This is a genomic window from Streptomyces sp. NBC_00209 (genome assembly GCF_045206345.1).
Lineage (GTDB): Bacteria > Actinomycetota > Actinomycetes > Streptomycetales > Streptomycetaceae > Streptomyces.
Genome location: NZ_CP108121.1, coordinates 3,146,883 through 3,173,429, shown reverse-complemented (window position 1 = coordinate 3,173,429; position 26,547 = coordinate 3,146,883). Strand labels below are relative to the sequence as shown.

Below are 26,547 nucleotides of genomic sequence, written 5' to 3'. Positions count from 1 at the left end.
CCGGGCGCCGGGTCGAGCCGGTACGACGACCGTCCGGGGGCGGTTCCGGGCCAACGATGGATGACAGGACGCGGGAACCACCCGCTTCCGTCCGCCCCGCTGAGGAGCCCCTGATGAAGAAGATGTCGCTGCGCACCCGTGTCCTGACCGGTGCCGTCGCCGCCGCCGCCCTCGGGGCCGGCACCTTCGGCGCGATGTCCGCGAACGCGTCCACCCCGGCCGCCGCCCCCGCGACCACCGTCAAGGCCGACACCGCGCATCGCAACCTCCAGGAGACGCCGCACCTGACGCTCGACGCCGCGACGAAGGCCGCGCAGGCCGCCCTGGACGCGGCGAAGAAGGAGAACCAGCGCGTCGCCGTCTCGGTGGTCGACCGCAACGGCAACACGATCCTGACCCTGCGCGGCGACGGCTCGGGCCCGCAGGCGTACGAGTCGGCCGAGAAGAAGGCGTACACCGCCGTGTCGTGGAACGCCCCGACCTCCGAGCTGGCCAAGCGGCTCGCCCAGGCCCCGAACCTGAAGGACATCCCTGGCACGCTGTTCCTCGCGGGCGGCGCCCCCGTGCAGGTCAAGGGTGCCCCGGTGGCGGGCATCGGCGTCGCGGGGGCCCCGAGCGGCGACCTGGACGAGAAGTTCGCGCAGGCCGGCGTCGCCGCCCTCGCCAAGTAGTACGTACGCGCACACCTCCCGGGAGACGGACATGAACGCCCTCGATCACCAGCTGCTCGACGCCGCGCGCACCGGCGACACCGACGGAGTGCGGACCGCGATCGAGGGCGGCGCCCGGGTCGACGCCCGCGACGAGGAGCTGCGCACCCCGCTGCTCCTGGCCGTCCACGGCAACCACGCCGGGGCCGCCCGGGCGCTCGTCGCGGCGGGCGCCGACCCGGACGCGCAGGACCGGCGCGAGGAGAGCCCCTGGCTGGCCACCGGCGTGACGGGCAGCGTGGAGATGCTGCGCGTCCTGCTGCCGGCCGGTCCCGACCTGAAGCTGCGGAACCGGTTCGGCGGGATCGCGCTGATCCCGGCGAGCGAGCGCGGTCATGTCGCGTACGTACGGGAGCTGCTGAGGGTCACCGACATCGACGTCGACCACGTGAACCGGCTGGGCTGGACCGCCCTGCTGGAGGCCGTGATCCTCGGCGACGGCGGCCGGGCGCACCAGGAGATCGTGGAGCTGCTGCTCGCGGCGGGCGCGACGCCGGGGCTGCCGGACGGCGACGGGGTGACCGCGCTGGAGCACGCGGAGCGGCGCGGGTTCGCGGGGATCGCGGCGCTGCTGCGTGCCGCGCGGGGCGCGGAGGCGCCGGACAGCGGGGGTGCGCGGTGAGGGCCCGCCCTGTTCCCGCCCTCCTGGCCACCGTCGCGGCGATGGCCGTGCTCGCGGGATGCGGTGCCACGCAGGCGCCGGTGTCCCCCGCCGCCTCGCCCACCACTTCCCCCGGCGCGCAGGCGCCCGCCCCGCGCACCACCCCGGACGGCACCCTGCTCGTCGCCGACTTCGGGGCCGACACCGTGTCCTTCGTGGATCCGGTACGGGGTGCCTTCGACCGGGTGAAGGTCGGCACCGCTCCCTACGGCGTCGCTGTCGGCGCGGACGGGCGGGCGTGGGTCACCACCGCCGAGGGCGTCGCGGTCGTGGACACCGAGAAGCGGACGCGGCCGGCCCTGATCCCGTACAAGACGCGGACCGGCCCCGCGACCACCGGTGAGTACCGGGGCGGCGGGATGGGTATCGCGCTGGCTCCCGACGGCCGGCACGCGTACGTCGGCGTCAACGTGCCCGGTGGCGACGGGGTCCTTGAGGTCATCGACACCGCGACCCGGAAGGTGACCGGCACGGTCCCCGTCGGGCGCCGGCCGTTCGACGTGGACGTGTCGCGCGACGGCTCGGAGGCGTACGCCACCGGGCACGACTCGTTCGACGTGACGTCCGTCCGTACGGACACGCTCCGCGCGCGCCGCATGGAGGTCGCCCCGTACGGCACCGAGGGCGGGCTCGGCTCCTGGCTGAAGCCGCACTACGCGGTGGTCCGGCCGTCCGACGGGAAGGTGCTGCTGCCGTTCGAGGGCGAGCGGCTCGCCGTCCTCGACCCGCGCACCGGGAAGGTGGCCGTCGAGCGGATGACGGCCAACACCCACCAGCACGGCGCGGCGCTCGCCCCCGACGGCACGCTGCTCGTCGTCGGCACCGGCCCGATCGCCTCCGACGACGAGGAGGCGTCGCTGACGATCCGTGAGCCGAACGGCTCCGAACGCGTCGTGAAGCTGGACGGCCCGCACGAGGACGTCGCCGTGTCGCAGGATGGCCGTACGGCGTACGTCACAGGAGGCTTCACCCGGGACGGCTACTGGAACGGCATCACGATCGTCACTCTCGACGGGAAGACCCCTCCGGTCCGTCTGGCTGCGGGTGAACGGCCGCTGGGGATCGCGGTGCTGTGAGCCCGGCGTACCACCTCCGGATTACGACATTCCGCACATAGGATCATCCGTGTGGATCATCGAACCCCGGCACGCCGCAGGGCGGCCCGCGCAGCCTTCCCCCTGCTCGCCCTCGCCGTCCTCGCGCCCGCCTGCACGGGCGGGGTGGAGGGCAGGCCGGGCGCGGCCGGGGTCCGCGATCCGTACTTCCCGAAGCTGGGCAACGGGGGCTACGACGTCACGCACTACGCCCTCACGCTCGACGTCGACCCGGACGAGCAGACCCTGCGCGGGACGGCCGAGATCACCGCGCGCGCCACGCAGGATCTCAGCTCGTTCCATCTGGACCTGGCCGGGCTGACCGTGAAGTCGGCGACCGTGGAAGGGCGTCCGGCCGCCGTGAACCGGGCGGGCAACGAGCTGACGCTCCGTACGGACGCGAAGGTCGAGGACCGGCTGCGGAAGGGCGAGACGTTCCGTGCCGTCGTGCGCTACTCCGGCTCACCGAAGACGATCACCGACCCGGACGAGTCCGAGGAGGGCTGGCTGCCGACCGACGACGGGGCGCTGGCCCTCGGTGAGCCGATCGGTTCGATGGCCTGGTTCCCCGGCAATCACCACCCGAGCGACAAGGCCGCGTACGACCTGACGGTCACCGTCCCGAAGGGGCTGACGGCGGTCTCCAACGGGGTGATGGCGGGTCCGCCGGTCACGGAGAAGGGTCGCACGACGTTCCGCTGGCACACCGCCGAGCCGATGGCGAGCTATCTCGCGACGCTGGCCATCGGGAGGTTCGAGACGAAGACGTCCACGATGGCCGGCGGCATCACGGTGTTCACAGCGGTGGACCCGGAGGTGGCGAAGGCGAGCGCGCGGACGGTCGCCCGGGTGCCGGAGGTCGTGGCCTGGGAGGCGGAGCACTTCGGTCCGTATCCGTTCTCCGCGACGGGCGCGATCGTGGACCGCGAGGACGACGCGGGGTACGCGCTGGAGACGCAGAACAGGCCGTTCTTCCCCGGCCCGCCGAGCGTGGGGCTGCTCGTCCACGAGATGGCGCACCAGTGGTTCGGCGATTCGGTCACGCCGGAGAGCTGGCGCGACATGTGGCTGAACGAGGGTCTGGCGACGTACGCGGAGTGGCTGTGGGAGGAGGAGAGGAACGACACCCCGGCCGAGGAGTCGTTCGAGGACGCCTACGAGGACAAGGACAACTGGGCCTTCCCGCCCGCCGATCCGCCGTCCGCCGCCCGGATCTCGGACGATCCGGTGTACGGGCGCGGGGCGATGGTCATCCACAGGATCCGCGAGGCGGTGGACGACGACGAGGAGTTCTTCGCGCTGCTGAAGGGCTGGACGAAGAAGTACCGGCACCGCAACGCGTCGACGGCCGACTTCACGGCGTACGTGGAGGAGGAGACGGGCCAGGACCTGTCGGATCTGTGGAAGGCATGGCTGTACGGCAGGAGCCGGCCCGCCGCGGACGGCTGACCGGCTCCCGCTTCCCGCGTACGGGTTACTTCACGTTGACGCCGCTCCAGGCCGCGTCGACGGCCTTGAGTTCGGCACTGTCGGCGCCGTAGAGGTCGGTCGCAGCCTTCTCGGTGGCGGTGCGGGCGTCCGCGTAGTCGGTGGTGGAGGTCATGTACTCGGACAGGGCCTTGTACCAGATCTGGACGGCCTTGTCCCGGCCGATGCCGGTGACGGTGGAGCCGTCGGAGGTCGGGGAGTCGTAGTCGACGCCGTTGACGGTCTTCGCGCCGCTGCCCTCGGACAGCAGGTAGAAGAAGTGGTTGGCGACGCCGGAGGAGTAGTGGACGTCGAGGTCGCCGACGCCGCTGTCCCAGTAGTCGGCCGAGCCGCCGTCCTTGCTGGGCTCGTCCATGTAGCGCAGCGGGCTGCCGTCGCCGTTGATGTCGATCTTCTCGCCGATGAGGTAGTCGCCGACGTCGGTCGCGTTGTCGGCGAAGAACTCGACGGAGGTGCCGAGGATGTCGCTCGTGGCCTCGTTGAGCCCGCCGGACTCGCCGGAGTAGTTGAGGTTGGCGGTGGAAGAGGTGAGGCCGTGGCTCATCTCGTGGCCGGCGACGTCGAGGGCGGTGAGGGCGCTCTTGTTGTCGGCGCCGTCGCCGTACGTCATGCAGAAGCAGCTGTCGTCCCAGAAGGCGTTGACGTACGCGTCGCCGTAGTGGACCCGGGAGTACGCGGCCTTGCCGTCGCCCGCGATGCCGTCGCGGCCGAAGGCGGACTTGTAGAAGTCCCAGGTCTGCGCGGCGCCGTAGTGGGCGTCGACGGCGGCGGTCTGGCGGTCGTTGCCGGTGCCGTCGCCCCAGGTGTCGTCGTCGTCCGTGACGAGGTCGCCGGTGCCGCTCTCGCCCTGGTCGAGGTCGTACGTCTTGTGGCCGCCGCGGTCGCCGTCGGTCAGCTCGAAGCCGGAGCCGGACGCGGTGGTGGTGAGGTCGACCTTGCCGCTGTACTGGCTGTTGCCGACGCCGGCGGTCTCGATCTCCTCGTAGCTCTGGAGGACCTTGCCGGTGGTGGCGTCGGTGATGACGCGCTTGCGGCTGGGGGTGCCGTCCTTCTGGACGCCGGTCTTCACGGATTCCAGGGCGAGGACGGGGGTGCCGTCACCGGCCCAGATCACCGTGCGGGCGCTCGCCGCGGTCTTGATCTTCGGCGTGGTGGACGGCACGGATATGCGTGCGGTGGTCGCCTTGGTGACGCTCTTGAGCTTGCCGTCGGCGGCGGTGTGGGTGACGAGGTCGCCGCCGAGGACGGGCAGCCCGGCGTAGGTGCGCTCGTAGCGGGTGTGGACGGTGCCGTTGGCGTCCTTGATCACGTCACGCGCGATCAGCTTCTCCTTGGCGCCCAGCTTCAGTGCGGAGGCGGTGGAGGAGGCGTCGGACTGGGCGGACTTGATGGCGGTGGTGCGGACCGAGGCACTGCTGAAGGCCGGGGTGGTGGAGGCGGAGGCGGAGTCGCCGGGGGTGTTCGGGTGGGCGTTCGCCGCACCGGACTGCATCCCGACGAGGACCATCGCGGCCACGGCGGCCAGGGCTGCGGCGCGACGGGTGGTGATGTGGGGGGTCATACAAGCTCCGTTGCTCGTTCCGTGGGGGGTTACGAGCCGGGAGCCTGCCACCGAATCGGCGCTATTGACGGTGTACCAACAAATGCCTCACATTTCCTTGACCAGTTCTTGTCCGACTGAGGCACTGTCATGTCCGTTATCCGGCGGCCTTTGACCGGTCGGGACCGGGCATGTCGGGATCGGGTGTCCGGACATGCGGGAGCCCCCGGCCGCAGGACGTGCGGCCGGGGGCTCCTCGAAAGGGCTTGCTGGCGTCAGAGGGTGACGCCGAAGTCCTGGGCGATGCCGCGCAGGCCGGAGGCGTAGCCCTGGCCCACGGCGCGGAACTTCCATTCGGCGCCGTTGCGGTACAGCTCGCCGAAGACCATGGCGGTCTCGGTGGCGGCGTCCTCGCTCAGGTCGTAGCGGGCGATCTCGGCGCCGCCGGCCTGGTTGAGGATGCGGATGTACGCGTTGCGCACCTGGCCGAAGTTCTGGCTGCGGGTCTCGGCGTCGTAGATGGAGACCGGGAAGACGATCTTGTCGACGTCGGCCGGCAGGCCCGCCAGGTTGACGTTGATCTGCTCGTCGTCGCCCTCGCCCGCACCCGTGAGGTTGTCACCGGTGTGCACGATGGTCTGGTCCGGGGTCGCCTTGTTGTTGAAGAAGACGAAGTGGCCGTCGGAGTAGACCTTGCCGCCGGTGTTGACCGCGATCGCCGAGGCGTCGAGGTCGAAGTCGGTGCCGGTGGTGGTACGGACGTCCCAGCCGAGGCCGACCGTGACGGCGGTGAGGCCGGGGGCCTCCTTGGTGAGGGAGACGTTGCCGCCCTTGGACAGGCTTACTGCCATGGGAAGTCCCTTTCATCTGTCGGGTGCGGGCTTCGCGGTCACGAAGCTACCGTCACAGGTCATAACGCCGACAGGGGACCGAGAGGTTCCGCGCGCCTTTACTTTCTTTGCCGAAGAGGTGCCGGGGCGCCGCAAAAAGAGGTGACGAACAGCTGGTGGGGCGGGGAACATGGGTGTCATGTCCGGGCCCTATGTCATCCGCGGTTCGGTCTCCCTGCCGGAGGCCGAGCTCATGTGGCGTTTCTCGCGGTCCTCCGGGCCCGGCGGGCAGCACGTCAACACCAGCGACTCGCAGGTCGAGCTGCGCTTCGACCTCGCGGCCACCGAGGCGCTGCCCGAGGTGTGGAAGGCCCGCGCGCTGGAAAGGCTGGCGGGCCGGCTGACCGGCGGTGTGCTCGCGGTACGCGCATCGGAGCACCGCTCGCAGTGGCGCAACCGTGAGACGGCCGCCGTACGCCTCGCGGCCCTCCTGGCGGAGGCGTCCGCCCCGCCGCCCAGGCCGCGCGTGAAGAAGAAGATCCCCCGCGGGATCAACGAACGCCGGCTGCGCGAGAAGAAGCAGCGCGGCGATACGAAGCGGGGTCGCTCGGGGCGCGACTGGTAGCGCGGTCGCCGTGCCCGGCCCGGCGCTGCGGGCTGTCCGGCCCGGCCCTCCGGCCCCGGCCCTCCGGCCCCGGCCCCTCGGCTCAGCCCAGTTGCCGGTACTTGCCCCGGAAATACGTCAGCGGCCCGCCGTCCCCGCTCGGGACCCGCGCCCCCAGCACGCGGCCGATCACCAGGGTGTGGTCGCCCGCGACCACCCGCTGTTCCGTGCGGCACTCCAGCGTCGCGAGCGCGCCGCCCGCCAGCGGGGCGCCGGTGACCTCGCCGCGTACGTACGGGATGTCCTCGAAGAGCAGCCGGTCGCTGATCCGGCCCTTCATCGCGAACCGGCCCGCGATGTGCCGCTGGCTCTCCGCCAGCACGGACACCGCCCACAGCGGCTGCTCCGCGAGCAGGTCGTCCATCCGGGAGTCGTTGCGCAGGCTCACCATGACCAGCGGCGGGTCCAGGGACACGGACATGAAGGCGGTCGCGGTCATGCCGACGTCCTCACCGCGTCCGTCCGCGTCGAGCGGCGGCTCCTGGGCGGTGACCAGCACCACGCCGGCCGCCAGCCGGGACAGGGCGGCACGGAACTCTTCGTTGCTCACCCCCTCAGCATGGGGGACGGGCTCGGTACGCGGGGTGGGGGGTTTCGTCTGCAACACACCGGGAACGCTAGCCGCGCCTTCCGCGCCCCCGCATCGGGCCAGGGGACCAGCCGGGTCCTAGGACCGCCCGCTCCTGACACCTCTCTGACCTGCTGTGACCTCTTCCCGCTCGTTTGTGACTTGAGTCACAGAGTGCAATATTTGCTGACCCTGTGTACCGGGTGCACAGCTCGCTGTGATTCAGTGGCCGTGACACTGCAGTAAGTACGTCACGTACGTCGATATGAATTCTGGAGTGCTGTCGAGGTCTCGGGGAGTGCGAGCGATGGACGCCGAGTCGGAGCCCTACGTCCGTCTCGCGACGATGCGGCAGCTGCATCAGGCCGTCGCCGATCTCAACACGGCGCGGAGCCTGGCCGACACCCTGCAGACCGTGGCCGACGGGATCGTCGCCAACCTCGGCTACGAGCTTGCCTGCGTCAACCTCGTCCGTCCCGACGGCGACCTCGTCGTCGCCGCCCTCGCCGGGAACCACGCCGCCGAGGCCCTGATCACCGGCCGGGTCGGCTCCCGCGCCTCCTGGGAACGCCGGCTCCTGATGGGCGAGGCGTGGGACGGGTTGCGGTTCATACCGCACACCGAGGGCTGGGTCCTCCTGGACGACGACGTGCCGCAGTGGCACACGGAGGGCCCGGAGCCGCGCTTCGAGGACGAGTGGCACCCGCAGGACCGGCTGTACGCCCCGATGTACGCGTCCGGCGGCGGCTCGGACCTCCTGGGCGTCATATCCGTCGACCGGCCGCGCAACGGACGCCGCCCGGGCGCCTGGGGCCGCGAGGCGCTCCATATGTACGCCTCGCAGTCCGCCATCGCGATCAGCAACGCCAGACTCCGGGCCAACATGCAGCGGGCCCTGGTCCGGCTGGAGCGCGAGCAGCAGGCGCTCCGGGCCAGCGAGGAATCCTTCCGCCAGGCATTCGAGTACGCCCCCAGCGGCATGGCGATCGCCGAGCTGGGCGGCGACCAGCAGGGGCGGCTGCTGCGGACGAACGACGCGCTGTGCCGGCTGCTGGGCCGCCCCGCGTCGGTGCTGCGCCGCTACTCCTTCGCCGACCTGGTCCACCCCGAGGACATCGGCACCCTGCTCCGTACCTCCGCCGAGGGCGGACGGGCCGAGCTGCGCCTGGGCCGGCGGGACGGCTCGTACCTGTGGGTGTCGCTGCGCAACTCCGTCGTCGCGGACACGGCGGACGGGCCGCGCTTCCTGCTGACGCACGTGGAGGACATCGAGGAGCGCAAGCGCCATGAGCTGAACCTCGCGCACCGCGCCTCGCACGACGCGCTCACCGGGCTGCCCAACAGCGCGGAGCTGCGGGCCCGGCTGGGCGCCCGGCTGTGCGCCCGCCCGGACGCGGCGGCGACGACGGACGTCGAGGCGGTGGACGCGGCGTACGGGGACGTGGACGAGACGCGGGGGCACTACCCGGTCGGCGGTCCGGGTACGCATCCGTTCGACCACCATGTGCACGCGGTGGCGCCGGACACATCGCGGGACGACGGGGCGAAGGGGCTGGCGGTCCTCTTCTGCGACCTGGACGGCTTCAAGTCGATCAACGACCGGTTCGGGCACCACACGGGTGACGCGGTTCTCATCGAGGTGGCCCGGCGGCTGACCACCTGCGTCAGGGACGGGGACACCGTCGCCCGGCTCGGGGGTGACGAATTCGTCGTTCTCGCGGACGGCCTGGGTGCGGCGGACGCGGCTGACCTGGCCGTTCGCCTGCGAAATGCGATCATTCCGCCCATTCGGGTCGACGGTCGCGCGGTGCGCGTGGGGGCGAGTTTCGGCATCGGCTGGGCGGCCTGCGGGATGACCGCGGAAGAGGTGCTGCGCTCCGCCGACCAGCGGATGTACGTGGAGAAGCGGTCGCGGTCGAAGGTTCACCGCAGGGCCGGCTGACGTTCTTCCGCGCGTCCCCGCCCGGGTTCCCGCCGAGGTCCTTGTCAATTCTTGACATCGTCCATTCGAGGTAGGCTCGGCCGGTCGGCGACGGTCGGCGCTATTCGGCGACGGCCGGCGACATGGTGAGGAGTGACCCAGGGATGGCCGGGAACAACGGCGCGAGCACACCCGAGGACGACGATCCGTTCGGCTACCTCTACGAGGACGGGCAGGCGGCCGGTGCGCAGCCGCCGGGACAGGGCGGCTACGGCTACCCGGGTCCCGCCGCCCAGCCGGGTGTGCCCCGGACCTCGTACAACCAGGTGCGGACCGTCGGCGAGCGCCAGTACGGGCAGCAGGTCCCGCAGCAGGCGTACGGCTACCCGCCGCAGGCGCCCCAGGGCCAGTACGGTCAGCCCAGCCCGCAGTACGCCGCCCCGGAGACGTATCCCGGTGGCGCGGCCACCACGCAGGTGCCGCAGCAGGGCGGTCGCGGCGGCGGTCCCGGCAAGGGCGGCCCCAACACCAAGGGCCTGCTGATCGCGGCGGTCGCGGTCGTCGCGGTGGTGCTCATCGGCATCGGCGCGGCGCTGATGACGAGCGACGGCGACAAGGACAAGAAGGCCGAGGCGACGTCCTCGGAGGGCCCCGGCTCGGAGGTCGAGGAGTCCCCGAAGCCGGAGACGTCCTCGTCCTCGTCGGCCCCGGCGGAGCTCCCGAAGCAGGACGCGGCCGCGCTCCAGCTGGGCGGCACGGCGCAGCTCGACAACACGGTGAAGGGCGCCAAGAGCGCGAACGGGCAGTACATCAACCTCAACGAGGTGGGCCGCTCGGCGACCTGGTCCGTCGAGGTGCCGGAGGCCGGTGAGTACACGCTGTTCGTGACGTACGGCGTGCCGGGCAAGGATGCCAAGACCTCGCTGACGGTCAACGCCGAGGACCCGCGCGACATCAACATGAAGAACTTCGCCAACGCCCCCGAGGGCGATCTGGAGAAGGGCTGGACGACGACGTACGCCTACGTCAATCTCGTCAAGGGCCAGAACACGCTGATGATCTCGTGCAACGAGGGCGATCAGTGCGACGCCAACCTGGACCAGCTGTCGCTGAAGGCCGGTCACCAGACCCGCTGACCGTACGACGTACGGCTTACCAGGCCCCCTCGCCTCCGGGCGAGGGGGCCGGTGCGTTTCCCGGGTCCGCTCAGCCCATCAGGGCGAGGAAGCCGGCGACCGTGGCGGCCATGGCCTCGCGGCCGGGGGCGATGTACTTGCGGGGGTCGACACCCGTGGTGTTCTCGGCCAGGTGGGCGCGGACGGCGCCGGTGAACGCGGTGTTCAGGGCGGTGCCGACATTGATCTTGACCATGCCGGAGGCGGCTACGGCCTGGCGGATCTCGTCATCCGGGACGCCGCTGGAGCCGTGCAGGACGAGCGGGACGGGGACGGCGGCGCGGAGCCGGCCGATGAGCTCGTGGTCGAGGGCGGCGGTGCGCTCGGTCATGGCGTGCGAGGAGCCGACCGCGACGGCGAGGGCGTCCACGCCGGTCGCGGCGACGTACGCGGCGGCCTCGTCCGGGTCGGTGCGGACGCCGGGGGCGTGGGCGTCGAGCGGGGCCTCGCCCTCCTTGCCGCCGACCTTGCCGAGCTCGGCCTCGATCCAGATGCCGCGCTCGTGACCCCAGGCGACGGCCTCGGCGGTGGCCCGGACGTTGTCCTCGTAGGTGAGCTTGGACGCGTCGAACATCACGGAGCCGAAGCCCTCGTCGTGGGCCTGGTGGAGCAGGTCCACGGACTCGACGTGGTCGAGGTGCAGGGCGAGCGGCGCGGAGGAGGTCCGGGCGACGGCGGCGGCGGCCGCGGCGATGGCGGTGAGCCGCCCACCGTGGAACTTCACGGCGTTCTCGGAGATCTGGAGGATGGCGGGCGCGCCGGCGCGTTCGGCGCCGGTGGCGATGGCCTCCGCGTGTTCCAGGGTGATGACGTTGAAGGCGGCGATCCCGCGTCCCTGGGCCTGGGCGGCCGAGACGAGTTCACCGGTGCTGACGAGCGGCATTGCTGACCTCTGTTTGTTTCTCCGGACCCGGCAGGCGGGCCCGGTGTGGGGCGGGGCGCGGCGTCAGGCCGCCCCCGCTGCGTGTTCCTCGATGGCGACGCGGGGCAGCAGCTCCTCGTACGCCGTGCGGTCGAAGTCGCCCGCGGTGGGGGCCAGCACGGTCGCCGTCGACAGTGCCACCGCCCGGCGCAGCCGGTCCGGCCAGCTCAGGGACTCCACGAGGCCGGAGAGCAGCCCGGCCACGGCGGAGTCGCCCGCTCCGGTCGGGTTGCCCCTGACCGGCGCGGGCGGCGAGGCCCGCCAGACGCCGTCCGGGGTGACGGCGAGCATGCCGTCCGGGCCGAGCGAGGCGATGACGCCGTGGGCGCCGCGGCGGCGGGCGTCGCGGGTGGCGCGCAGGGGCTCGCGGGAGCCGGTGAGCTGGGCGAGCTCGTCGGCGTTCGGCTTGATCAGGTCGGGGCGGGCGGCGATGCCCCGGCGCAGCGGTTCGCCGCTGGTGTCCAGGAGGACGGGGACGCCGGCGGTGCGGGCGAGCCGGACGAGTTCGCCGTACGCGCCGACGTGGATGCCGGGCGGGAGGCTGCCGCACAGGGCGACGGCGTCGGCGGTCTTCAGCAGGCCCGCGTACGCGCCGAGGAAGGCGGTCCACTCGTCGGCGGTGACGTGCGGTCCCGCCTCGTTGAACTGGGTGGTGTCGCCGGTGGCCGCGTCAGCCACGGCGAGGGTGCGGCGGGTGTCGCCGGAGACGGGGACGAGCGCGTCGGTGAGGGCGCCGCCCTGCCGGGGGAGCGCGGCGAGCAGGTCACGCAGGACGGCCCCGGTGGCGCCGCCGGCGAAGCCGGTGACGACGGTGTCGTGGCCGAGGGCGGTGAGCACGCGGGCGACGTTGAGGCCCTTGCCGCCGGGGCGCTCGGAGAGATCGGTGACCCGGTGGCTGGAGTGCGGTACGAGGGCGGGGACCGAGTAGGTGAGGTCGAGTGCCGTGTTCAGCGTGACCGTGAGGATCACCGCGGCCGCCCTTTCGCGTTCGTTCCGTGCTGCGCGCTGATTCCTTGCTGGAACGCGCTTTCCGTGCTGGTTTCCCAGGCGATCATGCCAAAGAGGGGGCGGTCGGCCCAGACCTCGGGGCCAACCGCCGTCTCTTCGTTACGTGCGGGTCAGTTCGCCGCGGCCTCGGGGCGGACGATCCACTCGCCCTTGCGCATGACGCCCTTGAGCCGGAAGTCCCCGTCCAGAACGACCAGGTCGGCGTCCTTGCCGGGCTCCAGCGAGCCGACCTTGTCGTACACGCCGAGGAGCCGCGCCGGGTTGGCGGAGATGGACGTGACCACGTCCCCGACGGGGATGCGGTCGATGGTCACGGCGCGGTGGAAGGCGGTGTCCAGGGTGAGGGTGGAGCCGGCGATGGAGTTGCCCTCGACCAGCCGGGCGACGCCGTTCTCGACGTTCACGGCGAGCGGGCCGAGCTGGTACACGCCGTCGCCGAAGCCGGCCGCGTCCATGGCGTCGGTGATGAGGGCGACGCGGTCGGCGCCCGCGTGGTGGTAGGCCAGTCCGAGCGCGGCCGGGTGCAGGTGCGTGCCGTCGTTGATCAGCTCGACGGTGATCCGCTCGTCCTCCAGGAGCGCGGCGATCGGGCCGGGCGCGCGGTGGCCGATGGCCGGCATCGCGTTGTAGAGGTGCGTGGCGACGGTGGCGCCCGCGTCGATCGCCTCGACGGTCTGCTCGTACGTGGCGTCGGTGTGGCCGATGGCCGCGATGACGCCGTGCTCGGCGAGCAGCCGTACGGACTCGATGCCGCCGGGCAGCTCGGTCGCGAGGGTGAACATCTTCGCGGTGCCGCGCGCGGCGTCCATCAGCTTGCGGACCTCGGCCGGGTCCGGGTGGCGCAGCAGAGCCTCGCTGTGGGCGCCCTTGCGGCAGGGGGAGATGAACGGGCCCTCGAAGTGGATACCGGCGAGGTCGCCCTGTTCGACCAGTTCCGAGAGGATGCCGGCGCGCTCGGCGAGGAAGTCCATCTCGCCGGTGACCGTGGAGGCGACGAGGGTGGTGGTGCCGTGCTCGCGGTGGGTGCGGACGCCGGTGAGGACCTCGTCCACGGTGCCGGAGGTGAAGGACGCGCCGCCGCCGCCGTGGTTGTGCATGTCCACGAAGCCGGGGACGATCCAGTGGCCGGAGAGGTCCAGGACCGGGGCGTTCTCGGCCTGGGTGCCGGAGATGCGGGTGCCTTCGACGGTCACCCGGCCGTCCTCGACGGTGCCGGTGGGCAGTACCACCCGGGCCCCTGCGAGAACGGTGCTGTCTACGCGTCCGGCCATCAGGCGGATACCTCCGTGGAGAGTAGATCCCAGGCGAGCAGCCCTGCGCCCAGGCATCCGGCGGTGTCCCCGAGGGCCGCCGGGACGATGTGGGGCAGCTTCTGGAACGTGACGCGTTCCTCGACGGCCGCACGGAGTGGTGTGAACAAGGTTTCCCCGGCCTCGGCGAGCCCGCCACCGATGATGAGCGTGCGCGGGTCCAGCAGGGTGAGTGCGGTGACGAGTCCGGCGGCGAGCGCGTCGACGGCGTTCTGCCAGACCTCGACGGCCTTCGGGTCGCCGGATTCGACGGCCTTGGCGCAGTCGGCGGCGTCCGCCTTCGGGTCGCCGGACGCGGCCGCCCAGGCGCGGCTGACGGCGGAGGCGGAGGCCAGGGTCTCCAGGCAGCCGCGCTGGCCGCAGCCGCAGTCCGGACCGTCCGGCCGGATCACGATGTGGCCGATCTCGCCCGCGTAGCCGTGGGCGCCCTCCTCGATCGCGCCGGCGATGCCGATGGCTCCGGCGATCCCGGTGCCGAGCGGGATGAAGAGGAAGCGGTCGGCGCCCTGACCTGCGCCGATCCGGCCCTCGGCGAGCCCGCCGGTGCGGACGTCGTGGCCGAGCGCCACGGGTACGCCGCCGAGCCGTTCGCCGAGCAGCTGCCGCATGGGTACGTCGCGCCAGCCCAGGTTCGCCGCGTAGACGGCGATCCCCTTCTCCGCGTCCACGATGCCGGGTACGGCGACACCGGCCGCGAGGGCGCTCTCGCCGAAGTGCTCCTCGCCGTATGCGCGCAGGTCGGCGGCGAAGGCGAGGATCGACTCCACGACGGCTTCGGGGCCGCGCTCTCTGCCGGTCGCGCGCCGTGCCTCGTGGAGCAGGGCGCCGTCGGCCCCGACCAGTGCGGCCTTCATTCCGGTGCCGCCCACATCGAGGGCGATGACGTGTTTCACGTGGAACAGTTTCGCCCGAGGGACCCCAAAAGGTCTAGTCCACTAGTGCTGTTTGTTGCGCATCCATACAAAATCCCGGTACCGGTTACGGGGAAGGACCCGGTTTGTCGAGAAGGCCGCCCGGGAAGGGCTCCGCGCCTGCCCGATCCCGGGTCCGTTCCCCGTTCGCGCAGGCCCTACTCCGGCAGGATCACGCTGCGCGAGAGGTTGCGCGGGTGGTCGGGGTCGTACCCCTTCGACTCGGCCAGGGCCACCGCGAGCCGCTGCGCGCGGATCAGGTCGGCCATCGGGTCCGCCGTCCCGTGCGCGACGAGCGTGCCGCCGACCGCCGCGACCTCGCCGGCCAGCCCCTCGGGCAGGGCGCCGAGGACCCAGGCCACCCGGTTCGGACCGGTGATCGCGATCGGGCCGTGGCGGTACTCCATCGCCGGGTACGACTCGGTCCAGGCGCCCGCCGCCTCGCGCATCTTCAGCCCGGCCTCCTGGGCGAGACCGTAGGTCCAGCCGCGCCCCAGGAACGTCCACTGCTCGGCCGCGACCACCGCCTCGGCCAGCGGCTCGGTCACCGCCAGCTCCGCGTCCACCGCCGCCTCGGCGACCGTCTTCACGCCCGCGGGAAGCGGACCGGCCGCCTCCAGGCCCGCCCGCAGGAAGGCGAGCGCGGTCGTCGCGAACCGGGTCTGGACCACTGATTCCTCGTCCGCCCAGTCCAGCACCGCGACCGCGTCGGCGGCCTCCATGACCGGGGTCCTCGGGTCGCCGGTCAGCGCGACGGTCGCGGTCTTCCCGCGCAGCTCGCGCAGGAGCGCCAGTACCTCGCTCGTCGTACCGGAGCGGGTGATCGCGACCACGCGGTCGTACGGCCGTCCCACCGGGAACTCCGAGGAGGCGTACGCGTCCGTCTCGCCCTGCCCGGCGGCCTCCCGCAGGGCCGCGTACGCGATGGCCATGAACCACGAGGTGCCGCATCCCGTGACGGCGACGCGCTCGCCCGGCTTCGGCAGCCCCTCGAACTCCGCGCCCGCCTGTGCGGCGCGCCGCCAGCAGCTGGGCTGGGTGGCAATCTCAGATGCGGTACGCGACATGCGGAGCGGCTCCTTGAGGCTGGGCGGGTCGGGCGACGGAACGGACCTGCAAGAGAACTGACGCACCTTCGATAGAAGGTCTGGACCAATAAGGCCCGTACGTCGAGACCTACTTAGCAGTCGCCGCGGCCCCCGTGCAATGCTGCTGCGTTGTGGAAGCGATACCTCCGTGGTGTAGACCTCTACGCCGGTGGCGGGGAAAATCGCAGCTCACCCGGAGTGCCCCGCGCGGACGTGGGAGCCGCGGGCGGTGTAATCGACGAGGACGGACTGAGCTGTGCAGCGGCGTTACTTGGGACTGACGGCGGCTGTCGCCGTGATGGGGATGACGGCGACGCTCTCGGGCTGTGGCACGAGCGGCGGCTCCGGCGACGTGACGCTGAAGCTGGTCGCGGCCGACTACGGCACGAGCGAGGCGAACAAGTCCGACAAGTACTGGGACGGCATCGCCCGCGGCTTCGAGGCGTCCCACCCCGGCATCAAGGTCGACGTGACCGTCCTGCCCTGGACCGACATCGACCGCGACGTCGCCAAGATGGTCAAGGACGGCGAGGCCCCCGACATCGCGCAGATCGGCGCCTACGCGGACTACGCGAAGGCCGGGAAGCTCTACTCCGCCGACGAGATGCTGAGCATCCCCACCCAGGCGAACTTCCTGCCGAAGCTGATCGACGCGGGGCAGGTCAACCGCATCCAGTACGGGCTGCCGTTCGTCGCCTCCACCCGGCTGCTCTTCTACAACAAGAAGCTCTTCTCGCAGGCCGGCCTCAACGCCCCGAAGACGTGGAGCGACATAGCCTCCGACGCCGCCGCGCTCAAGCAGCGCGGGGTGTCGTACCCCTTCGCGCTGCCGCTCGGCCCGGAGGAGTCCCAGGCCGAGACCCTGATGTGGATGCTCAGCGGGGGCGGCGCCTACACCGACGAGGTCGGCTCGTACGACATCGCCTCCGAGGAGAACGTCAAGACGTTCGACTGGCTGAAGTCGAACCTCGTGGACAAGGGGCTCGTCGGCCCGGTCGCCCCCGGCAAGCTGAACCGCGCGAAGGCGTTCGAGGAGTTCTCGAAGGGGAAGGTCGGCATGCTCAACGGCCACCCCACGCTGATGGAGGAGGCGCAGAAGCAGGGCGTCAGCGTCGGCATGGTCCCGCTGCCCGGCGAGCACGGTCCCACCGAGGGGTCGATAGGCGTCGCCGACTGGATCATGGGCTTCAAGCAGAACGATCACCGGGTCGAGGTCGGCAAGTTCTTCGACTACCTGTTCACCGACAAGAACGTGATCCAGTTCGCCGACATGTACGACCTGCTGCCGCCCACGAACAGCGCGTCGGCGGCGATGGAGGACGACGCCAAGTACAAGCCGCTGCACCAGTTCCTGGCGGCGCTGCCGGAGTCGGAGTTCTACCCGTTCGGCAAGACGTCCTGGGCGGCGGCGAGCGAGTCGATCAAGGAGAACATCGGCAAGGCGGTCGAGCCGGGATCCAGCCCGCAGAGCGTGCTGGAGCGGATATCGCGGGATGCGACGCACGCGGAGGCGGCGGAGTAACCTCCGCGTTCCGCGGGGGCGGGGCGCGCCATATATTGGCTGATATGACCGCCCACCCCCCGAACGGCCCTGCCGAGTCCGCGCCGCTGTCCGACCGCGATCGCGCGGTGCTTGCGGTGGAGCGGCAGTCGTGGGCGGGGGCGGGGGCGAAGGAGCGGGCGATCCGGGAGCGGTTGGGGTTGTCGCCGACGCGGTATTACCAGCTGCTGAATGCGTTGCTGGATGATCGGCGGGCGCTGGAGGAGGACCCGGTGACGGTGAATCGCCTTCGGCGGGTGCGGGACGCTCGGCGGGGGCGACGGTAACCGGGGGCTCTGCCCCGGACCCCGCGCCTCAAACGCCGGCGGGGCCGGATGGTGCGGCGGCCACTTCAAGCCCCTGCGGCGATTGAGCAGCGGGGGTGCGGGGGCAGCGCCCCCGATACGCTCACCGTATGGGCACCCCACAGACGACCGCAGGCCGTACCGGCCTCGACGCCATCCTCGCCAGGCCGGCCGAGGCCCTCGTCGCGCTCGACTTCGACGGGACGCTGGCGGACATCGTGCCGGACCCCGAGCAGGCGCGGGCGCACCCCGGAGCCGTGGCGGCGCTCGCCGCCCTCGCGCCGAAGGTCGCGTCCGTGGCCGTGATCACCGGGCGCCCCGCCGAGGTCGCCGTGCGGTATGCCGGGGTCGCCGGAGTCGAAGGGCTCGACCACCTCGTCGTGCTCGGGCACTACGGCGCCGAGCGCTGGGACGCCGTGACCGGGACCGTGCACGCCCCCGCCCCGCACCCCGGCGTCGCGGCCGTGCGCGCCGAACTCCCCGGCGTGCTGGCGGAGTCCGACCCGCGGGGCGAGACCTGGACCGAGGACAAGGGCCGCGCCCTCGCCGTGCACACCCGCCGCGCCGCCGACCCGCAGGCCGCGTTCGAGGCGCTGCGCGGGCCCCTCGGCGAGCTGGCCGCGCGCCACGGGCTGATCGTGGAACCGGGGCGCCTGGTCCTGGAGTTGCGCCCGCCGGGCATGGACAAGGGCGTCGCGCTCACCGAGTACGTGCGCGAGATCGGCGCGACGTCCGTGCTGTACGCGGGCGACGACCTGGGCGACCTCGCCGCGTACGCGGCGGTGGAGAAGCTGCGCGCGGACGAGGCGAATCCCGTCCCCGGGCTGCTCATCTGCAGCGGCAGCGCCGAGGTGCCGGAGCTCGCCGACCGCGCCGACCTGGCCCTGCCCGGACCCGGCGCGGTCGTGGCGTACCTGCGGGAACTCGCCGACCGCCTCGGCTAGGGCCTGTCCGGCGGATCTTCGCGGGCCCGCGACGCCTGGCACGCACTCTCGCCGCACGCCCGAATCATCCAAGTACATCCAGTACAAGGACGATCCGGGCGCACGCCGAGAGCACGCACCAGACGCCGCGGGCTGATCCACGAAGATCCGCCGGACAGGCCCTAGTCGCGCCGCAGCGCGTCCAGCTGGTCCAGGAACCACTGCTGCGGGGGCAGTGCGGTGGCCGCCTCGGCCAGCCGTTCCGTGCGGGCGGCCCGCACGTCGTCCGGGAGCGTCAGCGCCTCGTGCAGCGCGTCGGCCGTGGCCGAGACGTCGTACGGGTTGACCGTGAACGCGTGCTCGCCCAGCTCCTCGTACGCTCCGGCCTCCCGCGACAGGACCAGCGCGCAGCCCTCGTCGGAGACGACGGGGACCTCCTTGGCGACCAGGTTCATGCCGTCCCGGATCGGGTTGACGAGGGCGACGTCGGCCAGCCGGTACGCGGCGAGCGAGCGGGCGAAGTCGTCCTTCACGTGCAGGACGACCGGGGTCCAGCCGGCCGTGCCGTACGACTTGTTGATCGCGTCGGCGACCTGCTGGACCTCCGCGGTGTACTCCCGGTAGACCGCGAGGTCCTGGCGCGAGGGGTAGGCGAAGGCGACGTGCACGACGCGTTCGCGCCACTCGGGGCGTTCGTCCAGCAGGGTGCGGTAGGCGTGGAGGCCCCGGACGATGTTCTTGGACAGCTCCGTGCGGTCGACGCGGACGATGGTCTTCCGGTCGGGCCCGATCTGCTCGCGCAGGGCCGCCATCCGCTCGTCCACGTCCGCCTCGTGCGCCCGGCTCCGCAGGAAACCGGCGTCGGCGCCCAGGCCGTGGACGCCGATGCGCGTGCGGCCGGTGCCGCCCAGGATCTCCGTACAGCAGCTGATGAAGGCGTCCGCCCAGCGGCGGGTCAGGAAGGCGGCGCGGTCGGCGCCGAGGATGCCGCGCAGCAGCTGTTCGGCGATGTCGTCGGGGAGCAGCCGGAAGTAGTCGACGGGCGCCCACGGGGTGTGCGAGAAGTGGCCGATCCGCAGGTCGGGGCGGAGCTCGCGGAGCATGCCGGGGACCAGCGAGAGGTGGTAGTCCTGCACGAGGACGGCCGCGCCCTCGCCCGCCTCCTGGGCCAGCGCCTCGGCGAAGGCCCGGTTGTACGTCTCGAAGGAGGCCCACTGCCTGCGGAACTCCGCGTCGAATACGGGCTCGACGGGCGTCTGGTACAGCATGTGGTGGACGAACCACAGTACGGAGTTGGCGATGCCGTTGTACGCGTCGGCGTGCACCCCGGCGTCGATGTCGAGCATCCGGACGCCCGGTTCGCCGACCCCCCGGCGCACCGCCTCGCGGTCGCCGTCGCCGAGGGCGGCGCAGACCCACATCTTGTCGTCCACGGCGCTGAGGCCGGAGACGAGCCCGCCCCCGCCCCGTTTCGCTTCGAGGGTGCCGTCTACGCCCACGGCGTACGAGACGGGGCCGCGGTTGGACGCGACGAGGACCTGGGCAGCGGGCTGGGGGGCGTGCTCGGAGACCATGGCCGGAATCTAGCCCGAACCCGATCCGCCCAAACGTACGAAGCCGGACGGCGTGGGGTCGTGATCAGGCCGCGCGGCGTGCCACGTACTCCTCGATCTCGCACATGGGCGGCCTCTCCTGCGTGTCGACGGGGTACGTGCGGGGAACGAACCCGTCCGGTCCGCGTTCGTACTGGGTCAGCGAGGGGCGCACCAGATGGCCCCGGGAGAGCCGCACCTGCGCGGTGCGGTAGATCGCGGCGGCCATCCGGCCGAGCGCCTGGCCGTCCTGGTGGCGGTGGACGCGGACGCCGACGTCCACCTGGGCGAGGGCGTCGAGGCCCACGGTGTGCAGCGCGTCCACGAGCAGGCCGAGCTCGACCCCGTAACCGACCGGGAACGGCAGCCGCTCCAAAAGCGTACGGCGTACGGCATACTCGCCGCCGAGCGGCTGGACGAAGCCCGCGAGCAGCGGCCAGTGGAGGTTCAGCAGGGGGCGGGCCACCAGCTCGGTGACGCGGCCGCCCTGGCCGGCCAGCTCGCCGAGCGGCCGGTCGTACATCGCCTTGACGAACTGGACCTCGGGGTGGGCGAGCAGCGGGCCGACGATGCCGGAGACGAAGTCGGCCGAGAAGTCCTTCAGGTCCGCGTCGATGAAGCACAGGATGTCGCCGCTGGTCACCAGGAGCGACCGCCACAGCACCTCGCCCTTGCCGGGGACGGCGGGGAGGCGGGGCAGGATCGCGTCGCGGTGGACGACCCGGGCGCCCGCGCGGCGGGCGACCTCGGCGGTGGCGTCCGTGGAGCCCGAGTCGATCACGACCAGCTCGTCCACCAGCGGAACGCGCTCCATCAGCTCGCGCCGGATCGTCGCGACGATGTCGCCGACGGTCGCGGCCTCGTTGAGGGCCGGTAGAACGACGCTCACGCCCGTACCGTTCGCGGCGGCCCGCACACTCTCCGGCGGGTGGTCGGCGGCTGACCAGGAACGCCTGGTCAGCCAGCGTTCGACCTCTTCGAGCACGGTCGATACTCCCTGTTTGTGATCCATCTCGCGGTACGGACGGCTATCTCACCCGTCCGGTCCTTCGGTTACAGTCTTGAACAACGCGGACGTCCCTCGCATGTCGGGGTCGGTCCGCCGACAAACGCGCGGATCCATGATCCGTTGCCACAGCGCTCATCCAGAGGGACAGAGGGAACGGCCCGTTGAAGTCCCGGCAACCCTCCTGCCGACCGCGAGGTCAGGTGGGGAAGGTGCCAATTCCGTCTTGCGGCGAAAAGCGCCGTGAGGAAGATGAGGAGAAAGGGCCTCGCCATCATGGCTGTTGAAACCGTCGCAGTGAACACCGAATCTTCTGTGGACCTGGGTCCCGCCGCGGCTCTTTCCTGTCGCGAGTGCGGTGAACGGTTCGCACTCGGTCCCCTTTTCGCCTGTGCGTCCTGTTTCGGGCCGCTCGAAGTGGCGTACGACCTGCCGAGCGGCTCCTCCGACGAGCTGAAGAAGCGCATCGAGGCCGGCCCGAACAACATCTGGCGTTACGCGCCGCTGCTGCCGGTGCCCGCCGATGTGGCCGACAAGCCCAATCTCAACCCCGGCTTCACCAAGCTGGTCAAGGCCGACAACCTCGCCCGCGAGCTGGGTGTGACCGGCGGCCTGTACGTGAAGGACGACTCCGGCAACCCGACGCACTCCTTCAAGGACCGCGTCGTCGCCATCGCCGTCGAGGCGGCCCGTGCCTTCGGCTTCACCACGCTCTCCTGCTCCTCGACCGGCAACCTCGCCGGTGCGGTCGGCGCCGCCGCGTCGCGGGCGGGCCTGCGCTCCTGCGTGTTCATCCCGCACGACCTGGAGCAGGGCAAGGTCGTCATGGCCGCGGTGTACGGCGGTGAGCTGGTCGGCATCGAGGGCAACTACGACGACGTCAACCGCTTCTGCTCCGAGCTCATCGGCGATCCGCTGGGCGAGGGCTGGGGGTTCGTCAACGTCAACCTGCGTCCGTACTACGGCGAGGGTTCCAAGACGCTCGCGTACGAGATCTGCGAGCAGCTCGGCTGGCAGCTGCCCGACCAGATCGTCATCCCGATCGCGTCCGGCTCGCAGCTCACGAAGATCGACAAGGGCCTCCAGGAGCTGATCAAGCTCGGCCTGGTCGAGGACAGGCCGTACAAGATCTTCGGCGCCCAGGCCGAGGGCTGCTCCCCGGTCTCCACCGCCTTCAAGGCCGGTCACGACGTGGTCCGCCCGCAGAAGCCGAACACGATCGCCAAGTCCCTCGCGATCGGCAACCCGGCCGACGGCCCGTACGTCCTGGACATCGCCCGCCGCACCGGCGGTGCCATCGAGGACGTCAACGACGAGCAGGTCGTGGACGCGATCAAGCTGCTGGCCCGCACCGAGGGCATCTTCGCCGAGACGGCGGGCGGGGTGACGGTCGGCGTGACGAAGAAGCTGATCGACGCCGGCCTGCTCGACCCGGCACTCACCACCGTCGTCCTGAACACGGGTGACGGCCTCAAGACGCTGGACGCGGTGGCCGACACCTCGCAGGCGACCGCCACGATCCGCCCGAGCCTGGACGCCTTCCGCGCCGCCGGACTCGCCACCAGCTGACCACCCGAGACTTCAGGAAGGCACCGCCATGAGCGTCAAGGTCCGCATTCCCACCATCCTCCGCACCTACACCGGCGGCCAGGCCGAGGTTCCGGCCGAGGGCGCGACCCTCTCCGAGGTCATCGCCTCGCTGGAGAAGGACCACCCGGGCATCGCCGCCCGCGTGCTGGACGACCAGGGCAAGCTGCGCCGCTTCGTCAACGTGTACGTCAACGACGACGACGTGCGCTTTGAAGGCGGCCTCGACGCGGCGACCCCGGACGGTGCCGGCGTCTCGATCATCCCCGCAGTGGCCGGCGGCTGCTGAGCCCAAGGCTCCGTGGCGTCACCGTAATTGCCCCCTCCGCGCGAGAAGCGGAGGGGGCAATTCTGCATGGTTGAGCGGGGTAGAGTGTGGGAAGTCCCCTTCGCTGCCCGTGCCCCTCGCATATGAGAATGCGCCGCGCCACGATCAGAAGCAGCCAATGTGCCTGCGCCTCTTGCGCCTTAAGTCGCCTTTGCCGGGCCCGACTTGCCCCGGAAACTCATGAATTCCTCATATTCGGGCGATCGGTGCTGCGCAGAATTGTCGTCCGATTGACCTGTTGCACAGGGCAGTTGGGCAGATACATTCAGCCGCGGTCGACGCGCTTCGGCGCATACACGTTACAGGGGAGTTAGGCATGGCTCAGGGCACCGTCAAATGGTTCAACGCGGAGAAGGGGTACGGCTTCATCGCGGTCGACGGTGGTGCGGATGTATTCGTCCACTACAGCGCGATCCAGATGGACGGGTACCGCACCCTCGAAGAAGGTCAGCGGGTCGAGTTCGAGATCTCGCAGGGCCAGAAGGGGCCGCAGGCGGACATGGTCAAGCTCGCCGTCGGCTGAGCCCGGCACGGCACGTCGGCCGCGACGCCACGCACGTACGTACGAAGGGTCCGTACCTATAGGGGTACGGGCCCTTCGCGTTGCCCGGGTGCGTCCCGGGGCTGCCGGGGTTGTCCACACTCCGGCCGGGGGCGCTTGCACTCTCGGGGGTCGAGTGCTAATCATTGGGCTTAGCACTCTCCAGGTGAGAGTGACAGAATTTTGGACCGGGCCGGTGAGGCCCGCAGGCCAGGCGGGAAGGAACCGCAGGGCACGCAGGCCGTCCGTCGCGGGCGCCACTCGGTCCGGAGCAATCCACCCCTGTCCGGGAGGACCACTTCACATGGCCAAGATCATCGCGTTCGACGAGGAGGCCCGGCGCGGTCTCGAGCGCGGCATGAACCAGCTCGCCGACGCCGTCAAGGTCACCCTTGGCCCCAAGGGTCGCAACGTCGTCCTTGAGAAGAAGTGGGGCGCCCCCACGATCACCAACGATGGTGTGTCCATCGCCAAGGAGATCGAGCTGGAGGACCCGTACGAGAAGATCGGTGCGGAGCTGGTCAAGGAGGTCGCCAAGAAGACGGACGACGTCGCCGGCGACGGTACGACCACCGCCACCGTTCTCGCCCAGGCGCTCGTCCGCGAGGGTCTGCGCAACGTGGCCGCGGGTGCGAACCCGATGGCTCTCAAGCGGGGCATCGAGAAGGCCGTCGAGGCCGTCTCCGCCGCCCTCCTGGAGCAGGCCAAGGACGTGGAGACCAAGGAGCAGATCGCTTCGACCGCCTCCATCTCCGCCGCCGACACCCAGATCGGCGAGCTCATCGCCGAGGCCATGGACAAGGTCGGCAAGGAAGGCGTCATCACCGTCGAGGAGTCCCAGACCTTCGGTCTGGAGCTGGAGCTCACCGAGGGTATGCGCTTCGACAAGGGCTACATCTCGGCGTACTTCGCCACCGACATGGAGCGCATGGAGTCGTCCCTGGACGACCCGTACATCCTGATCGTCAACTCCAAGGTCAGCAACGTGAAGGACCTCCTTCCGCTGCTGGAGAAGGTCATGCAGTCGGGCAAGCCGCTGCTGATCATCGCCGAGGACGTCGAGGGCGAGGCCCTGTCGACCCTGGTCGTCAACAAGATCCGCGGCACCTTCAAGTCCGTCGCCGTCAAGGCCCCGGGCTTCGGCGACCGCCGCAAGGCCATGCTCGGTGACATCGCCATCCTCACGGGCGGCACCGTCATCTCCGAGGAGGTCGGCCTCAAGCTGGAGAACGCCGGTCTCGACCTGCTCGGCCGCGCCCGCAAGGTCGTCATCACCAAGGACGAGACGACGATCGTCGACGGCGCCGGTGACAGCGACCAGGTCCAGGGCCGCGTCAACCAGATCCGTGCCGAGATCGAGAACTCCGACTCGGACTACGACCGCGAGAAGCTCCAGGAGCGCCTGGCGAAGCTGGCCGGCGGCGTGGCCGTCATCAAGGCCGGTGCCGCCACCGAGGTCGAGCTCAAGGAGCGCAAGCACCGCATCGAGGACGCGGTGCGCAACGCCAAGGCCGCCGTCGAGGAGGGCATCGTCGCCGGTGGTGGCGTGGCTCTGCTCCAGGCTTCGGCCGTCTTCGAGAAGCTGGAGCTCTCGGGCGACGAGGCGACCGGCGCCAACGCCGTCAAGCTCGCGCTTGAGGCCCCGCTGAAGCAGATCGCCGTCAACGGTGGTCTTGAGGGCGGCGTCGTCGTGGAGAAGGTCCGCAACCTGCCGATCGGTCACGGCCTGAACGCCGCGACCGGCGACTACGTCGACATGATCGCCGAGGGCATCCTCGACCCGGCGAAGGTCACGCGCTCCGCGCTGCAGAACGCCGCGTCGATCGCCGCGCTGTTCCTCACCACCGAGGCCGTCATCGCCGACAAGCCGGAGAAGGCCGCTGCCGGCGGCGCTCCGGGCGGCATGCCGGGCGGTGACATGGACTTCTGATCCTGACGGATCGGTAGTTCCAGCAGTACCAAGACACCGGCCCCCGGGGATTCGTCCCCGGGGGCCGGTGTCGTCGTGTGCACGGGTACGCCTGTGTGCGTACGTGTACGAGTACGGGTCAGCCCGCGTCGAGGCCGTCCACGAGCCGGGTGAGGAAGCGGTCGAACATGGCGTCCGGGGTGACCGGCCGTCCGGCCGTCGCCAGCGCGTCGGCGAGCTCCGGATGGTCGCCGTCCGCCGCGACCTCCGCCAGATACAGCGCCTCGGCGGCCGCCCGCCCGGGGTCCTGGGCCGCGCGGGCCTGGGCGACCTCGTAGGCCACATGGGCCGCCACGAACGACGTGAGCTGGGCGAAGATCTCCAGCCGGGCCGCCCCGTCGAGCCCGATGGGCCGCAGTGCCGCGAGGGCGTGCTCCACGAAGGCGAGCGTGCGGGGGCCCAGGGTGCGGCGGGCCTGCACGGCCGCGGGCAGCCAGGGGTGGCTGAGCATGTTCGCGCGCTGGTGGCGGCCGAGGGTCTTGAGGTCGGCGCGCCAGTCGCCGGTGAGCGGGCCGGACGTGGGCAGCTCACCGGAGACGTGGTCGATCATCAGGTCGAGCAGCGTCTCCTTGTCGGGGGCGTAGCTGTACAGGGACATGACGCCGGCGCCCACCTCCGCGGCGACCCGCCGCATGGTGACCGCTTCGATCCCCTCGGCGTCCGCGACGGCGACGGCGGCGGCCGTGATCGCCTCGCGGCTGAAGGCGGGTCTGCGGCCGCGCCTGGGCCGGTCCTGCTCCCGCCAGAGAACTCGTGGATCGATGCCTGCGGCACCTTCGGTGCGGGTCACGTGCTCAGCCTCTCTCACCCGGGTCGCCTCCTCAGGCCATCCAAGCATCGAGTATTCTCGTACTTAGTACGAGAAT

The 26,547-nt window shown here is 71.2% G+C and carries 25 protein-coding genes and 1 riboswitch; of the genes, 14 read left to right on the top strand and 11 right to left on the bottom strand.

The genetic code is table 11. The features are described 5' to 3' along the window. Nucleotides 1-113: 113 nt before the first annotated feature. The 4 genes from OG867_RS14245 to OG867_RS14230 are packed head-to-tail and all read left to right on the top strand — an operon-like array spanning nucleotide 114 to nucleotide 3,914. Nucleotides 114-671 (top strand): heme-binding protein, encoded by a 558-nt coding sequence (locus tag OG867_RS14245; protein ID WP_328901424.1) that lies wholly within the window; start codon nucleotides 114-116, stop codon nucleotides 669-671. Between the two features lie 31 nt (nucleotides 672-702). Beyond that, nucleotides 703-1,332, top strand: coding sequence for an ankyrin repeat domain-containing protein (locus tag OG867_RS14240; protein WP_328901425.1), 630 nt, complete (start codon nucleotides 703-705; stop codon nucleotides 1,330-1,332). A 41-nt stretch (nucleotides 1,333-1,373) separates the two neighbouring features. Next, complete coding sequence (locus tag OG867_RS14235; protein ID WP_406290955.1) at nucleotides 1,374-2,447, top strand: hypothetical protein; 1,074 nt, start codon at nucleotides 1,374-1,376, stop codon at nucleotides 2,445-2,447. A 51-nt stretch (nucleotides 2,448-2,498) separates the two neighbouring features. Next, on the top strand, nucleotides 2,499-3,914 hold the full coding sequence (locus tag OG867_RS14230) for a M1 family metallopeptidase (protein WP_406285579.1): 1,416 nt from the start codon (nucleotides 2,499-2,501) through the stop codon (nucleotides 3,912-3,914). A 25-nt stretch (nucleotides 3,915-3,939) separates the two neighbouring features. Here the strand turns inward: OG867_RS14230 and OG867_RS14225 are convergent, their stop codons facing one another. Further along, a complete protein-coding gene (locus tag OG867_RS14225) occupies nucleotides 3,940-5,514 on the bottom strand; it encodes a M4 family metallopeptidase (protein WP_406285576.1) in 1,575 nt (524 codons plus the stop codon). Between the two features lie 254 nt (nucleotides 5,515-5,768). Then, nucleotides 5,769-6,344, bottom strand: a complete 576-nt coding sequence (locus OG867_RS14220; RefSeq protein ID WP_328901429.1) for a TerD family protein — start codon at nucleotides 6,342-6,344, stop codon at nucleotides 5,769-5,771. Nucleotides 6,345-6,513: 169 nt separating this feature from the next. Here OG867_RS14220 and arfB point away from each other — a divergent pair, with 169 nt between their 5' ends. Beyond that, a complete protein-coding gene (arfB, locus tag OG867_RS14215; RefSeq protein WP_328901430.1) occupies nucleotides 6,514-6,948 on the top strand; it encodes an alternative ribosome rescue aminoacyl-tRNA hydrolase ArfB in 435 nt (144 codons plus the stop codon). An 82-nt stretch (nucleotides 6,949-7,030) separates the two neighbouring features. Here arfB and OG867_RS14210 read toward each other — a convergent pair whose 3' ends face one another. After that, entirely contained in the window at nucleotides 7,031-7,594 is a 564-nt protein-coding gene (locus OG867_RS14210; protein ID WP_330313019.1) for a flavin reductase family protein, read from the bottom strand. A 268-nt stretch (nucleotides 7,595-7,862) separates the two neighbouring features. Here OG867_RS14210 and cdgB point away from each other — a divergent pair, with 268 nt between their 5' ends. Further along, complete coding sequence (gene cdgB, locus OG867_RS14205; RefSeq protein WP_406285573.1) at nucleotides 7,863-9,497, top strand: diguanylate cyclase CdgB; 1,635 nt, start codon at nucleotides 7,863-7,865, stop codon at nucleotides 9,495-9,497. 143 nt (nucleotides 9,498-9,640) lie between these two features. Then, a complete protein-coding gene (locus tag OG867_RS14200; RefSeq protein ID WP_406285571.1) occupies nucleotides 9,641-10,612 on the top strand; it encodes a carbohydrate-binding protein in 972 nt (323 codons plus the stop codon). Nucleotides 10,613-10,682: 70 nt separating this feature from the next. Here the strand turns inward: OG867_RS14200 and OG867_RS14195 are convergent, their stop codons facing one another. The 5 genes from OG867_RS14195 to OG867_RS14175 all read right to left on the bottom strand — a co-directional run bounded on the left by OG867_RS14195 (nucleotide 10,683) and on the right by OG867_RS14175 (nucleotide 15,869). Then, a complete protein-coding gene (locus OG867_RS14195) occupies nucleotides 10,683-11,534 on the bottom strand; it encodes a ketose-bisphosphate aldolase (RefSeq protein ID WP_406285569.1) in 852 nt (283 codons plus the stop codon). A gap of 63 nt (nucleotides 11,535-11,597) precedes the next feature. Then, on the bottom strand, nucleotides 11,598-12,542 hold the full coding sequence (locus tag OG867_RS14190; protein ID WP_406285567.1) for a 1-phosphofructokinase family hexose kinase: 945 nt from the start codon (nucleotides 12,540-12,542) through the stop codon (nucleotides 11,598-11,600). A gap of 149 nt (nucleotides 12,543-12,691) precedes the next feature. Beyond that, nucleotides 12,692-13,852, bottom strand: a complete 1,161-nt coding sequence (gene nagA / locus OG867_RS14185; RefSeq protein WP_406285565.1) for an N-acetylglucosamine-6-phosphate deacetylase — start codon at nucleotides 13,850-13,852, stop codon at nucleotides 12,692-12,694. Further along, nucleotides 13,852-14,745: an ROK family protein gene (locus OG867_RS14180; RefSeq protein WP_406290953.1), complete on the bottom strand. Its 894-nt coding sequence runs from the start codon at nucleotides 14,743-14,745 to the stop codon at nucleotides 13,852-13,854. Before OG867_RS14180 ends, nagA begins: the two co-directional genes overlap by 1 nt. 215 nt (nucleotides 14,746-14,960) lie before the next feature. Further along, nucleotides 14,961-15,869 carry an SIS domain-containing protein gene (locus tag OG867_RS14175; protein ID WP_406285562.1) on the bottom strand — a complete coding sequence of 303 codons (909 nt, stop codon included), beginning with the start codon at nucleotides 15,867-15,869 and terminating at the stop codon, nucleotides 14,961-14,963. A 319-nt stretch (nucleotides 15,870-16,188) separates the two neighbouring features. Between OG867_RS14175 and OG867_RS14170 the strand changes: the two genes are divergently transcribed. The 3 genes from OG867_RS14170 to otsB all read left to right on the top strand — a co-directional run bounded on the left by OG867_RS14170 (nucleotide 16,189) and on the right by otsB (nucleotide 18,679). Beyond that, entirely contained in the window at nucleotides 16,189-17,412 is a 1,224-nt protein-coding gene (locus OG867_RS14170) for an extracellular solute-binding protein (RefSeq protein WP_406290952.1), read from the top strand. 44 nt (nucleotides 17,413-17,456) lie between these two features. Then, nucleotides 17,457-17,717: a DUF3263 domain-containing protein gene (locus OG867_RS14165; protein ID WP_018101578.1), complete on the top strand. Its 261-nt coding sequence runs from the start codon at nucleotides 17,457-17,459 to the stop codon at nucleotides 17,715-17,717. Between the two features lie 128 nt (nucleotides 17,718-17,845). Next, on the top strand, nucleotides 17,846-18,679 hold the full coding sequence (gene otsB, locus OG867_RS14160; RefSeq protein ID WP_328901440.1) for a trehalose-phosphatase: 834 nt from the start codon (nucleotides 17,846-17,848) through the stop codon (nucleotides 18,677-18,679). Between the two features lie 161 nt (nucleotides 18,680-18,840). Here the strand turns inward: otsB and OG867_RS14155 are convergent, their stop codons facing one another. Further along, nucleotides 18,841-20,232 (bottom strand): trehalose-6-phosphate synthase, encoded by a 1,392-nt coding sequence (locus OG867_RS14155; RefSeq protein ID WP_406285560.1) that lies wholly within the window; start codon nucleotides 20,230-20,232, stop codon nucleotides 18,841-18,843. Nucleotides 20,233-20,296: 64 nt separating this feature from the next. Further along, nucleotides 20,297-21,235 carry a glucosyl-3-phosphoglycerate synthase gene (locus OG867_RS14150; protein WP_406285558.1) on the bottom strand — a complete coding sequence of 313 codons (939 nt, stop codon included), beginning with the start codon at nucleotides 21,233-21,235 and terminating at the stop codon, nucleotides 20,297-20,299. 153 nt (nucleotides 21,236-21,388) lie between these two features. Next, nucleotides 21,389-21,515, top strand: a riboswitch (SAM riboswitch). Between the two features lie 17 nt (nucleotides 21,516-21,532). Here OG867_RS14150 and thrC point away from each other — a divergent pair. From thrC to groL, 4 genes are all read left to right on the top strand, one after another. Next, entirely contained in the window at nucleotides 21,533-22,825 is a 1,293-nt protein-coding gene (thrC, locus tag OG867_RS14145; RefSeq protein WP_406285556.1) for a threonine synthase, read from the top strand. Nucleotides 22,826-22,853: 28 nt separating this feature from the next. After that, nucleotides 22,854-23,132 carry a MoaD/ThiS family protein gene (locus OG867_RS14140; protein WP_018101573.1) on the top strand — a complete coding sequence of 93 codons (279 nt, stop codon included), beginning with the start codon at nucleotides 22,854-22,856 and terminating at the stop codon, nucleotides 23,130-23,132. Between the two features lie 355 nt (nucleotides 23,133-23,487). Further along, nucleotides 23,488-23,694, top strand: a complete 207-nt coding sequence (locus OG867_RS14135) for a cold-shock protein (protein WP_003967346.1) — start codon at nucleotides 23,488-23,490, stop codon at nucleotides 23,692-23,694. Nucleotides 23,695-24,016: 322 nt separating this feature from the next. After that, complete coding sequence (gene groL / locus OG867_RS14130) at nucleotides 24,017-25,642, top strand: chaperonin GroEL (RefSeq protein ID WP_328901444.1); 1,626 nt, start codon at nucleotides 24,017-24,019, stop codon at nucleotides 25,640-25,642. A gap of 118 nt (nucleotides 25,643-25,760) precedes the next feature. Here groL and OG867_RS14125 read toward each other — a convergent pair whose 3' ends face one another. Then, nucleotides 25,761-26,471 (bottom strand): TetR/AcrR family transcriptional regulator, encoded by a 711-nt coding sequence (locus OG867_RS14125; RefSeq protein ID WP_406285551.1) that lies wholly within the window; start codon nucleotides 26,469-26,471, stop codon nucleotides 25,761-25,763. Nucleotides 26,472-26,547: the final 76 nt, after the last annotated feature.

What these genes read in the sequence shown, in the direction of transcription:
- OG867_RS14245 (WP_328901424.1), top strand. Translation starts at nt 114, where the DNA reads ATGAAGAAGATGTCGCTGCGCACCCGTGTCCTGACCGGTGCCGTCGCC.
- OG867_RS14240 (WP_328901425.1), top strand. Translation starts at nt 703, where the DNA reads ATGAACGCCCTCGATCACCAGCTGCTCGACGCCGCGCGCACCGGCGAC.
- OG867_RS14235 (WP_406290955.1), top strand. Translation starts at nt 1,374, where the DNA reads ATGGCCGTGCTCGCGGGATGCGGTGCCACGCAGGCGCCGGTGTCCCCC.
- OG867_RS14225 (WP_406285576.1), bottom strand. Translation starts at nt 5,514, where the DNA reads ATGACCCCCCACATCACCACCCGTCGCGCCGCAGCCCTGGCCGCCGTG.
- OG867_RS14220 (WP_328901429.1), bottom strand. Translation starts at nt 6,344, where the DNA reads ATGGCAGTAAGCCTGTCCAAGGGCGGCAACGTCTCCCTCACCAAGGAG.
- arfB (WP_328901430.1), top strand. Translation starts at nt 6,514, where the DNA reads ATGGGTGTCATGTCCGGGCCCTATGTCATCCGCGGTTCGGTCTCCCTG.
- cdgB (WP_406285573.1), top strand. Translation starts at nt 7,863, where the DNA reads ATGGACGCCGAGTCGGAGCCCTACGTCCGTCTCGCGACGATGCGGCAG.
- OG867_RS14200 (WP_406285571.1), top strand. Translation starts at nt 9,641, where the DNA reads ATGGCCGGGAACAACGGCGCGAGCACACCCGAGGACGACGATCCGTTC.
- OG867_RS14195 (WP_406285569.1), bottom strand. Translation starts at nt 11,534, where the DNA reads ATGCCGCTCGTCAGCACCGGTGAACTCGTCTCGGCCGCCCAGGCCCAG.
- nagA (WP_406285565.1), bottom strand. Translation starts at nt 13,852, where the DNA reads ATGGCCGGACGCGTAGACAGCACCGTTCTCGCAGGGGCCCGGGTGGTA.
- OG867_RS14180 (WP_406290953.1), bottom strand. Translation starts at nt 14,745, where the DNA reads ATGAAGGCCGCACTGGTCGGGGCCGACGGCGCCCTGCTCCACGAGGCA.
- OG867_RS14175 (WP_406285562.1), bottom strand. Translation starts at nt 15,869, where the DNA reads ATGTCGCGTACCGCATCTGAGATTGCCACCCAGCCCAGCTGCTGGCGG.
- OG867_RS14170 (WP_406290952.1), top strand. Translation starts at nt 16,189, where the DNA reads ATGGGGATGACGGCGACGCTCTCGGGCTGTGGCACGAGCGGCGGCTCC.
- OG867_RS14165 (WP_018101578.1), top strand. Translation starts at nt 17,457, where the DNA reads ATGACCGCCCACCCCCCGAACGGCCCTGCCGAGTCCGCGCCGCTGTCC.
- otsB (WP_328901440.1), top strand. Translation starts at nt 17,846, where the DNA reads ATGGGCACCCCACAGACGACCGCAGGCCGTACCGGCCTCGACGCCATC.
- OG867_RS14155 (WP_406285560.1), bottom strand. Translation starts at nt 20,232, where the DNA reads ATGGTCTCCGAGCACGCCCCCCAGCCCGCTGCCCAGGTCCTCGTCGCG.
- thrC (WP_406285556.1), top strand. Translation starts at nt 21,533, where the DNA reads ATGGCTGTTGAAACCGTCGCAGTGAACACCGAATCTTCTGTGGACCTG.
- OG867_RS14140 (WP_018101573.1), top strand. Translation starts at nt 22,854, where the DNA reads ATGAGCGTCAAGGTCCGCATTCCCACCATCCTCCGCACCTACACCGGC.
- OG867_RS14135 (WP_003967346.1), top strand. Translation starts at nt 23,488, where the DNA reads ATGGCTCAGGGCACCGTCAAATGGTTCAACGCGGAGAAGGGGTACGGC.
- groL (WP_328901444.1), top strand. Translation starts at nt 24,017, where the DNA reads ATGGCCAAGATCATCGCGTTCGACGAGGAGGCCCGGCGCGGTCTCGAG.